Origin of the sequence: Listeria immobilis, from assembly GCF_014322845.1 — a bacterium.
In the GTDB taxonomy this organism is placed as follows: Bacteria; Bacillota; Bacilli; order Lactobacillales; family Listeriaceae; genus Listeria; species Listeria immobilis.
In genome coordinates, this window is sequence record NZ_JAASUA010000002.1 from 346,616 (window position 1) to 358,558 (window position 11,943).

Below are 11,943 nucleotides of genomic sequence, written 5' to 3' on the forward strand. Positions count from 1 at the left end.
AACGAAGCAAGAAGAAGAAAAAATCGTAGCAATAGACAAGGCTTTCCCAGGTCTATTTTAAAAAAGGAGTTGAATTAATTGGCTGAAAAATTTGGTGATTTGATAGCTACCGCAAGCTTGGATATCAACCCTTTTCAAACCTCCGCACGAACGCTTGAAAGGCAAGGAAAGGCCTTGGGAAAAAATTTAAAAGCTACGGAAGCAATGTTTAAAAATACCGGAAAATCAATTGAAGGTTTAAAAGCAAAACAGCAAGTGTTAGGCAAGCAGTTGCAAGTTTCTAGCGAATTAGTAAGAAAGAATACGGAAAAATATAACGCTTTAAAAGATGCAACTGGCGACGTTAACGCCGCGACGGATGAACAAAAAAGGAAACTTCTTGCAGCGGAACAAGCAATGCACAAATCTGTTGCCGAAGCGGAAAGTTTACGCGGAAAATATAATGCACTAAGTAAAGAAATCGCATTAAATTCTAGCAAACTGGTCCAGTCGGGGATTAAAATGCAGGCCTTAGGCACTAAAATGCAAAATGTCGGCAAGGGTATTAGTTCAGTCGGCATGGGAATTACTACGAAATTCGCTTTACCGCTTGCTGCTGGAATTGGGCTTTCAGTCAAAGCAGCATCCGATTTCGAAAGCGCGTTTGCAGGCGTAAAAAAAACGGTTGACGAAGTCGTCAATCAAAACGGTGAAGTCACTTATTCTTACGACAAACTTGCTGCTGGAATTCGGCAGATGTCTAAAGAAATGCCTGCGAGCACAACAGAAATAAGCGCTGTTGCCGAAGCGGCTGGACAACTGGGAATTCAAACGCCAGCCATACTGGACTTTACTAAAACGATGGTGAACTTGGGTGTCGCAACGAACATGTCAAGTGAAGAAGCAGCGACAGCTTTAGCTCGATTTGCGAATATCGTACAAATGAAACAAAGCGATTTCGACCGTTTAGGCGCGACTATCGTTAGCCTAGGAAATAACTTCGCTACAACAGAAAAAGAAATTACCGATATGGGCCTCCGCTTGGCCGGACAAGGCAAACAAGTAAATATGAGTGAAGCGGACATTATGGGCTTGGCAGCGGCGATGAGTAGTGTCGGCATTGAAGCGGAGGCTGGCGGTACAGCAATGTCCATGGTCATGAAGAAAATTAACAACGCCGTGTACTCCGGAAAAGGCTCTTTAAAAGGGTTTGCGGATCTAGCGGGTATGTCAGCGAAACAATTCCAAAAAGCTTGGAAAGATGATGCAGCAGGCGCGCTGGATGACGTGGTCCATGGTTTGCAAAAAAACAGTAAAGAAGGAAAAAATTTAACAGCTATTTTAAACGATCTAGGGATTAAAGGGATTCGTGAATCTGATACTATGCTTCGATTATCCGGTAATGCGGATATTCTTACAGATGCGCTAGGTAATTCGAAAACTGCGTGGAAAGAAAACAGCGCATTGACCGACGAGGCTTCTAAACGATATGAAACATTTGAATCGCAATTAAAGATATTTAAAAATCAAATAAACGATATAGCTATTGACCTTGGCGGCCCGTTCATGAAAGCATTGAATGCTGGTCTTCAAGCTTCTAAGCCTTTTCTAAATAGTATCAAAGAAATGTCTAAAGCGTTTGCGGATGCAACACCAGAGACACAAAAGCTAGTTTTAAAATTAGCCGCAACTGCGCTGGCGTTTGGGCCTGTGACGATTGGTGTTGGCAAATTTGTTAGTGCGGGCGGAACGCTTATAAAAGCTACTGGGTCAATGGTGCAAGGCTTAGGCAATTTTGCAGTAAAAGCTAAACTAGCAAAAACAGGCACTGATGCCCTTGCTATTGGAACTGTTAACGCTGGAAAAGGAGCGAAAGTTGCATCAGTGGCAACGCGCGGTTTTGGTGCTTCGCTTGGAGCCACATTGGTCACTATGGGGCCATGGGTATTGGCGATTGGGGCAATTGGTTTAGCTGCTTACGGATTATACAAAGTCTTCGGTGACAACAATGCACGAAAATGGGGCGCAGATATAGGCGACGCGGCAGACAAATCGCTTAGCAAAGTGTCCCAATTTTCAGCAGAAGGCACCGTCGCAATGGAATCTTTTTCTACGGATATGTCAGGGAATGCTAAAATTGTAAAAACTGCATTTCAGGGCATGGCTGACGAGGTCAAAAAATCCGTTGATGATTCTATCAAAGCGTTAGAAGAGTCTTATAATAATCTCCCGGAAGAAGTAAAAACAATGTACAAAAAAACGCTTGATGAGGCAAAAAAAGACGGTGAAGAAAAGAAAAAGTTGGCTCAAACGCAAGCGGACTCAGCTATGAAGATTGTAGAAAATGCAGCTAAAAATGAACGTGATTTAACAGAGACTGAAAACAAGCGTCTTATTTCACTAGAAAAGAACCTTTTAAGTGAAAATGTAGAAGCGCTTAAACTGTCTAGCGACGAAGAGAAAAAAGTTAAAGCGGCTCTTTATCAAGATATTGAAAAAATGGATAGGAGTCAGCGTGTGAAAAGCGCGAATGCTCTATCTAAGTCGATGTCAGAACAGAAAAAAGCCTACGAAGAACAAAAAGAAAATGCAAAAGCGCTTTATGCGGAAGACGGTAATACTGAACGATACATGAGTACGCTAGATATTTTAGAGACGAAAAATAAAGCTGTTACGGAATCTATCGCGGTTCGTTGGGTAGAACTTGAAAGAGCCAGCGGAATTTCGGAGAGTGCAATAGAGGATGGACTTAAAAATTTCGGATTGTCGCTAGAAGATATAGAGCGTATTTCTAACGAGACAACTAAAAATACAGCTGACAATTTGGGGTTATTAGCAGATGAATCTTCTGATGCTAATGTCGCATGGAATGATTTAATACTAGACGATAAAACCGGGGAAGTAACAACAAATATTAATGATGTGATTTCGAAAGCTATGTCATCTGAAAAAGAATGGAAAAATCTACAATTCATTATAAAAGAAGCAGATTTAAATTCAAACGCAAAAGCAACTATACTCGATGCTGTAGCGCAATCCGGAAAATGGAATCAATTAAGCTTTGAAGAAAAAGAGATATTGATTGAATCAGATAGCACTCGCCAAATCGTTTTAGCACTTGAAGATAACAAAAAATGGAATAATTTAGACTATGAAGTAAAAAAAGCCATTTTGGAATCAAATACGCCGCAGAAGCTTGACGAGGTTTTAAAAAATTATGAATTATGGGATGAAATTCCATGGGACAGCAGCAAAAAAGAAGCTTTTTTAGAGACTAATGTAGACAACACAATGCAAGACGTAAAAAAGGGCTTTGCTGAGTGGGACAAGGCTATTCCAGGGCAAAAAAATTTGATAGTAGATAACAATGATGTATTGAATAAAATACTACAAAGTGAAACAGTTCTGGTGCAGTACAATAATCAAACAGTAGATTTAAAAGACTTATTTGCAAACAATAGCGATGTACTCAATAAAGTGAAGAAGGGTAACGACGTTATCGTTGAATACAACGGCAGAAAAATTAACTTAAAAGAACTTTATGCAAATAACCGAGATTTGTTTAATAAAGTAACAAGTGGTAAAAAAGTGTTATATGACTACAACGGTGTTCCTGTAAATCTAAAGTGGTTGAAAATGGAGACAAATGCCGGATCCGTCGCCTCTCAAGTGCAATCCGCAATAAATAATTGGCAAGAAATGTTAAATATGAGAAATAAAAAAATAATTGAAATCGCCTACAAGACAAACGGCAAAGCGCCATCTGGACCGCAAGGGCTAGCTACTGGTACAAATTTTCATAAAGGAGGATTAGCAGTAGTTAATGACGCACGTGGCGCTAATTATCAAGAATTAATCACTTTGCCAAACGGAAAAACTTTTTTACCATACGGCAGAAACGTAATGTTGAATTTAGCAAGAGGGACGAAAGTGTTGCGAGGTGATAAAACAGCTAAAATTTTGAATAAAGTACCTAAGTTTGCAAGTGGCACGACACGAGATTTGGTAAGTAAATCAAAAGCTGTCAACATAGCAAGTGCTATTAATTCTGCGACAGAGAACGCATCTTTAAGCAAAAAACAAACAGGAGTTAGCGATGAACAAAAGAGTAACAAAGTGTTGCTTTCTCAATTAAAAGAATTAGTAGAGCAGCTCATTGTCGTAGTTCAAAAACCAGTAATGCTCGGAACTGTTGAGTGCATGGTTTCGGAAGGCGTGTTATTCAAAACTATCGCAAGATTTGAAAAACAAAAGAATAGCGTTCAATCAAGAGGGATTAGAGGGGATTTAAATGTATAATAATTCAATTAACGAATTCGGATTTTCTTTTGCAGGCTCTCATTCGAGCTTATATAATTTGAAGATTATTGATATTCGACGCGTTGTCATACCTCCTAGTTCGGAAATAGTTCAGAATATTGAAGGGATGGACGGAGCGGTATATCAAGGAAACAACATCGGACAAAGACCATTCGAAATTGATGTAAAACTAGTTTCAAACACACACGAATCGCGCTTAGCAGATTTGCACGATATTTCTGACTGGTTGTGGTCGGATAAAGATAACGAATACTCTCTTATTTTTGACGACGAACCAGATTTGGAATGGTTTGCGCACGTGTCTAATATTAGTGAGGTTAATCGAACGAAAGCGAACGGCTTCTTTACCATCGCGTTTAATTGTTCTGATGTTTTGGGTTATATGGAAAAAGAAACGGTGCAAGTAGCTGTTAATCCATTTATTATTACACCGCGAGGAACTAGAAGAAGCAATCCTATCATTTCTATGATTCCATACGCAAATACGCGGAAGATAGCCGTGGTGCAGGACGAAGAAGACAGATGGGCATATTTAGGCGAAGATGTAGATCCGGAGACGGGGAACATCGGTGTAGATAAGTCTCCATTGGTTTATCAAGATGAATGCAACACACTTGCGCCATGGACAACATTATCATCTAGCAATATTCCGTTCGCTTTAGAAAATGGTTTTATTTATAATGACGCAAAAATGATTTCGAACCATACAGAGTTTCGAATTGGTTCAAAAAATGGAGCACAGTTTTGGGGCGGAAACGGAACTACGACAGAAAATTGGCATGGTGCGGCAGTTATGAAAATGATGGATGCTGAACTAGATAATTGGTCAGTTAAATTCGTCTGTCACAATTATACGTATTATCCACGAGCGAAAGGAAAGGTCGAGCTTTACCTCTTAGACAAAAACAAAAGTAAAATCGGAGTAATGACGCTTAAAAAAAATTCAGTGAAGTCAAGTGAGTTAATTTTAGAAGTGAAATTATTTTCTGGCTCTAAAAATACATTCGTTTACAGTGGCACGGGACCGACAAAAAAAGGAAAAACAGTTACTAAAACGGTCAGAGTAAAGCTGGGCGGAAAAATGGTAAAAGTGAAAGTGAAGGGGACAAACAAAACAAAAACAGAACAAGCGTGGAGCGATGTTAAAATAGCCGAAAGCACAACAACTTCAATGTTTAGCAATTTTTATGGTGAAATAATTCTGGAAAAACGAGGAAACAAGTTTACTTTGTTGGTAAATAAATATAACAAATCTCGTTCGCAGGATCCAAAGTTTACACCAATCCGCATTACTAAAACGTTAAATGATTACAAAGGGCTGTCGCTGTCCGGCGTTGCCTATTACAATGCAAAAATGGATATTTACGAAGATAATCCAAAACACGCAAAAGGATATTCGCAACAGGGTATGTCGATGTCTTTTTTAAGAGTCAATAAACTTTTTGAAAATACGCCGTCTGGGGTTGATTATGTAGCAAATTCGCGAGATGAAGTAAAATTTAACGCAGAAGACAAACACGTGTACATCAACGGTACAATACAACAAAAAAATTGGGCGATCGGAGGAGAGTTGCCAACTTTCGACGGCGGGCATGAAACGACACTAGCTTTTTCTCATTCTCCCTACGAGCAAATTTATGATGGAGCTAGTCACAATTTAATTCGTAACAGCACCTGGAAAGAAGGCAAAAAGTTTTGGACAAACGGCGATGCAAATGGCAATCCCTATCGAATTTCTAACCCAGAAGCCGACAAACCAGATAGTTCGATATTTAGTATTATGGCACATACTAATGCCGCTGCTCAAAACGCGTCGGATTTAATTTTTGTAGAAAAAGGAAAAGACTATTTGGTCTCTTGTGATGTGAGATTGACGAAAAACGATAAGTCTTCTGACATCTTTTTTTGCGTGCGAACGTTTCCGGATGAAGAGTATACAAATGCCGCAGCTGTTGCGACAAGTACGTTTTATATCCGTAAGTCTGATTACCCGAATTGGACAATCAATCAATGGTATAGACTTACATTTAGTTTTACAGCAGACGATAATTGGGTGCGCATCATTCCGTATAATTCAGATGTTATAAATGGAACAAGAGTGGATTATCGAGAAGTGAAAATGACCGATAATTTGACAGATATAATCTGGTCGCCTGCTCCCATCGAAACAGAATGTGCAGAGATTTATATAGAATATCGTCCGACGAGAGGGTGAATTGGTTGTATTTAATTTTAGATAATAGATTGCAGCAAGTCGGTGTTTTAGATAACGATAGACCGGCTTCTTGTAAATTTTATGATGATGTTGTTGTAACGCAATTAGCAGACGAATCCGGCAAAGTATGGTCAGATAATCTCACTATTTCAGCGAGTTACGGCTATCACGAAACGGATTATATAGTCGCTGGCAATCACATTTTAAAGCAAAAACGAAATGGAAAGTATTATATTTATCGCATTATTGAAGTGAGAGAGACTACCGCTGGGCAAACATTTGCAAAAACGGCCACTTGCGAAAATTTATTAATTTCTGATCTGAATCACACTGTATTAGATAACAAAAATTTGATTAACGCAACATCAGAGCAAATTTTCGAATATGCCCTTCAAAATTCTGGTTGGATTATTTCAGACAATGAATTTGCAGGCGATACTAAAAGTATTGACTTTACTGGTAGGAAAGAAGGTAGGGAGGCTTTCAGCGAAGCGGTCTCTCTATTTAACGTTGAAATAGATGCTTATGTAGAATTATCGGCAGGACAAATTACGAAGTGTGTTGATATAAAAAGAAAAATAGGCGATAACAATGGCGTTCGTATTGAATATGAAAAAAACGTTGTTGGCATGAGTCGCATCGAAAACGAAGAATCGTTTTATACCGCTTTAATCGTCGAAGGTGGCACACCAAGCGGAAAAGGTTCGCCAATTACTATAGCGAGCGTGAACGGCGGCAAAGATTATATTGTTAACGAAAATGCGAATGATCAATTTAACGACGGAAAAGAATATCGATTCGGCAAAGTGCAAAATGAAAAGATTTTCAACGCATCCGGATTACTTACTTGGGGAAAAGAGCAGTTAGAAAAAGCTAGTCGCCCTCTTTTTAATTACGAAATTGATATATCGCTTTTTAACGAAGATATTCAAATCGGCGACACTGTCCGTATTATCAACTTAGACATGTCGCCGGCACTAACCGTTATCGCTAGAATAATTTCTGTCACAGAGTCCGAAGCAAATCCGTCTGAAAACAAAGTGGTGGCCGGAGAATTTGTCACTGTGAAATCGGTGAAACCTTCTGATGTGTCTGCGCTCGAAGCGCTGATTTTTGAAACGCAGCGGGATATTGAAGAATCAAAAACATATAAAATCGAACTCGCTGGTGCTAATGTCATTAAATCTAGTCAACTGGAAACGCAAATCATCGCAAGAGTTTTTTCTGGAAAAGATAATATAACATCTAGCATAGCGCCAGCAAATTTCGTGTGGTCATTGTTCGATAAAGATGGGAATCATGTCGAATCGTGGGAAAGAGAATGGGCTGGAAAAGGCAATATGGTAACTATTCCAGCGTCGTTAATGGCTGGCGCGAGCATTTCTTGCACTGTTGTTGATGACGCGAGCGAGGTAATGCTTGTATCTGCGAAAGAAGAAGATGCCATATTACTTGCTGAATTAGGAGCTGGAACGGGCATTACGAACGTTATGCAATGCGCTGGAGTTGACTACGAGAGAGGCCACATTTACTGGACACAAGCGAGCAATTACGCAGGATATACAGAGTCGTTTATTTTGACTAGAACTGACTTGCGAGGAGTTTATATTGACTCCGTTCGATGTTTAGAAGGAGGACATGGGACAACGATAGGATTGGAATGGTCAGAACTTGAAAGCGAAATGTATATATGGACGCATTGGTTTACAGATGCTAAACACACTGCGAATGCAATAGTTAGATTTAAATATGTCGGGACTTCAACGCCAGCGCTGCTCACTTACGAAAAAACAGACTATAAATTAAATACTGGCACGACTTATTACAGAGTAACATATGATACTAAAAATAACTATGTTGTCCTTAGCGACGGCGGCGCCAATTTGGGGATTTCTATTTGTAATGTCAGCGATGTTTTGAAAGGGAAAATAACGCCGCTTTATCGCTGCTCTGGAAAAGAAATGGGTTTTAATATCGCGACAATGACATTACAAAGTACATGCGCGGCATTTCCTTATGCTTATTTAAGTTATGGCACTGGGATAACTGGCACTGATAGAAATACAGTTATATGTTACGACATGATAAACAAAGAAGTGATATATAAACTTGCTTTTACATTCGACAAGGGAACCATCGTTCCGACAGGTTCTGTGGCGGAAATGGAAGGCGCTTTTATATATTTTGACGGGAACGGAGTGCGAAATTTAAGTTGTAATTTCGGATTTGGTGAGCCGGGAAAGCGAGTAAATAGGATTTACAGAATAAGGGAGAAGGAGGTATTAGTTAGTGAGTAAAAATGTGTTAGGCACAGGATATTTAAGTTTGCAAGTGTTGAGCGATGGGATAACCACATCGGCAGCGCCCCCAGAAAATCCATCGGTTGGAACAGGTTGGCTGGATGCCAATTATTCTCCGGCGGTTTATAAATTTTGGAATGGAGTGGTTTGGGAAGTCGGGACAATCGACATCGCAGAAGCGGACCCAAAAGCTAGCGAGAAAATAGAGGAAGCTTTGGAAGAGGCGCGAAAAAAAAGTAAGACTATTTACTCGGAAACGCCGCCCGAAACGCCTAGCGAAGGCGATACTTGGTATTCATTGAATGCCGCTGGAAATGTGGGAGCTGTTAAGATTTGGAAGGAAGGGGAGTGGGTAGACAAAAAGTTCGATTTAACCGCATTAAGCATCGAAGAATTGCACGCAATTTCTATCTTTGGCGGAGTTATAAGTGGATCAGAGTTTTTGCACACGGTAAATCATCGAGATGAAGACGGAAATTTGTATTCTGGTGCCGTGAGAATGAATGACGATGGATTTACCTCTTCCACTTATCTACCAACGGGGTTGGGTTCTACTGTTTTGGAAAGCGTTATAAATACACTAGGCGGCTATAAAATAGCTCAAAAACTAATTGATGATAAAGGAGAAGGGGTTGCAAAAGATGCAATGCTAACAGCATCATCGTTGATTTTCAGTGAATCGGGAAATATTAAGCTTTCTATTGATGCAGATTCGTTTTATAAAACAAGCTGGAAAGATTTACCGCTTAACGCAGGATATTCTACAGCCGAATTTAATACACCTCAATATATGATTTTATGCATTTTTGGAATTAGAATTGTGTTTTTCCGTGGTCAAGTTCAAAAATCAACCGCATGGGCATCAGCTAATGCTTTTGCTTCTGTGCCTCTTGAGATACAGACAACAAGAACGGCGATGGCTTACGCGGCAACGAGCAAATCGACTGGTGGTCGAGTACATGCGTCTTCCGCCAATGCAATGAGTTTTATGCCCGTCGACACTAGCGTTACTTATTTTGCGTTAAATCAATTATTTTATGTTTTAGATTAAAGCCGAGCAAGGCTTATTTTTTATGGGGGATGATGAAAATGTATGATGGGCTAACAAAAGTTTTTGATTATGCTTTAGCGAAAGAAATGTTCTTCGCGGCGCTCTTTGTAGCGCTTTTTATAATCTTACTAATTATCACAAAAAGAATTTGGGATGATTCAAAAATTGTAAGAATAGAAATGAAAGAAGAACGCGAAAAAGTGGAGGAAGAACGGGAGAAGCGTAATAAGGAATCGAAAGAAGAGAGAGATAAATTTATAAGTACGATGAACGAACAACAGAGGCTAATGGATAGACAAAATGACATGATGAAACAGCAACAACAATCAATTGACAGTCTATCAAAATCAGTCGGTAAGTTAGCACATAAAGTAGATTTACTAGAACACAAAATAACGAAGTAAAGGATGATAGAAATGGAGTTTGGAAAAGAGTTACTAGTTTACATGACATTTTTAGTAGTTGTAACACCTGTGTTTGTTCAGGCGATTAAGAAGACGGAGTTAGTCCCGTCTAAGTGGCTTCCAACTGTGAGCATTCTTATCGGAGCTATCCTGGGCGCATTAGCAACGTTTTTAGATGGCTCTGGATCGCTTGCGACGATGATTTGGGCAGGTGCTTTAGCAGGAGCTGGCGGTACTGGATTATTTGAACAATTTACTAATCGAAGCAAAAAATATGGAGAGGATGAATAAAAAATGACAAGTTATTATCATAGTAGAAGTTTAGCGAATGTAAATAAGTTAGCAGACAATACAAAAGCGGCAGCTAGAAAATTGCTAGATTGGTCTGAAAGCAACGGGATTGAAGTATTAATCTACGAAACAATTAGAACGAAAGAACAACAAGCCGCAAATGTTAACAGCGGAGCGAGTCAAACAATGCGCTCTTATCATTTAATAGGACAAGCACTAGATTTCGTTATGGCGAAAGGTAACACGGTTGATTGGGGCGCTTATCGTTCAGACAAAGGCAAGAAATTTGTGGCAAAGGCCAAATCTTTAGGCTTTGAATGGGGTGGTGATTGGTCTGGATTTGTAGACAATCCACACCTTCAATTTAATTATAAAGGTTATGGAACTGATACTTTTGGAAAAGGAGCTAGTACTAGTAATTCTTCTAAACCAAGTGCAAACACAAACACGAACAGTCTAGGATTAGTAGATTATATGAATCTAAATAAACTGGATTCAAGCTTTGCGAATCGTAAAAAACTAGCGACAAGTTACGGAATTAAAAATTACAGTGGAACAGCAACGCAGAATACAACATTATTAGCGAAATTAAAAGCAGGAAAACCACACACACCAGCAAGCAAAAACACATACTACACAGAAAATCCTAAAAAAATCAAAACACTAGTACAATGTGATCTATACAATTCAGTAGACTTTACGGAGAAGCATAAAACAGGCGGAACATATCCGGCAGGCACTATCTTCACGATTACAGGAATGGCTAAAACAAAGGGCGGGACACCTCGCTTGAAGACGAAGAGCGGTTACTATCTCACTGCTAACACGAAGTTTGTTAAAAAGATTTAGTTTGTTGCCCTCGCTTTTTGCGGGGTTTTTTTGTTTTATAAACAAGATACTATTAGTTTGAAGTTTAATAATTGCCCTTTTATATAAAAAGGCAATTTAAATTTGATAAAAAGGTTGAAAAACTAAGCTTGCATACATTTTAGGTGCAGGCTCTTATGGCCCTTTTGGGTATTTAAGTTTCTCTAATTGGTGTAATAGAGAGAAGTATTGTAAATATTTTCTTCTGGATCATCAAAGGAAATTCAAGTTCAGATTACGTGAAAAAGTACGTTTGTCAAATTATGGAGAAATTAAAGACAACCAAACGGTAGAGGTAAAACTTGAAGCTTCTGCCAAAGCTGCCAAAAAATCTACACGCAAGAAAGGCAATAAGGTAAAGTATGATGGTTATGTGGATCGCGATGGTTTTATTTGGATTGGGATTCATACAAAATACGGCACTCGATACTATGTAAAGGCTCGTAATTCAAAAACAGGCAAGGCACTAGGAACGTTTAAATAACCAAAAAGCCCACTCTCGGTTGAGGGTGGGAT

Annotated in this window: 8 protein-coding genes; all 8 read left to right on the forward strand. The window is 39.2% G+C overall.

From position 1 onward, the window contains the following. Positions 1-78 precede the first annotated feature (78 nt). A complete protein-coding gene (locus HCJ45_RS04635) occupies positions 79-4,278 on the forward strand; it encodes a phage tail tape measure protein (protein ID WP_068996422.1) in 4,200 nt (1,399 codons plus the stop codon). Continuing rightward, positions 4,271-6,514, forward strand: coding sequence for a distal tail protein Dit (locus HCJ45_RS04640; RefSeq protein ID WP_068996423.1), 2,244 nt, complete (start codon positions 4,271-4,273; stop codon positions 6,512-6,514). The genes HCJ45_RS04635 and HCJ45_RS04640 overlap by 8 nt, the downstream gene beginning before the upstream one ends. Continuing rightward, positions 6,511-8,811, forward strand: coding sequence for a phage tail spike protein (locus tag HCJ45_RS04645; protein ID WP_233492646.1), 2,301 nt, complete (start codon positions 6,511-6,513; stop codon positions 8,809-8,811). Before HCJ45_RS04640 ends, HCJ45_RS04645 begins: the two co-directional genes overlap by 4 nt. Next, a complete protein-coding gene (locus HCJ45_RS04650; protein ID WP_077951459.1) occupies positions 8,804-9,865 on the forward strand; it encodes a hypothetical protein in 1,062 nt (353 codons plus the stop codon). The genes HCJ45_RS04645 and HCJ45_RS04650 overlap by 8 nt, the downstream gene beginning before the upstream one ends. A gap of 38 nt (positions 9,866-9,903) precedes the next feature. After that, a complete protein-coding gene (locus HCJ45_RS04655; RefSeq protein WP_003722523.1) occupies positions 9,904-10,269 on the forward strand; it encodes a Gp23 family protein in 366 nt (121 codons plus the stop codon). Positions 10,270-10,281: 12 nt separating this feature from the next. Continuing rightward, positions 10,282-10,560 carry a holin gene (locus HCJ45_RS04660; protein ID WP_068996425.1) on the forward strand — a complete coding sequence of 93 codons (279 nt, stop codon included), beginning with the start codon at positions 10,282-10,284 and terminating at the stop codon, positions 10,558-10,560. Between the two features lie 3 nt (positions 10,561-10,563). Further along, entirely contained in the window at positions 10,564-11,409 is an 846-nt protein-coding gene (locus HCJ45_RS04665) for a DUF5776 domain-containing protein (RefSeq protein WP_068996426.1), read from the forward strand. A 271-nt stretch (positions 11,410-11,680) separates the two neighbouring features. Continuing rightward, positions 11,681-11,911, forward strand: coding sequence for an SH3 domain-containing protein (locus tag HCJ45_RS04670; RefSeq protein ID WP_039390104.1), 231 nt, complete (start codon positions 11,681-11,683; stop codon positions 11,909-11,911). Positions 11,912-11,943: the final 32 nt, after the last annotated feature.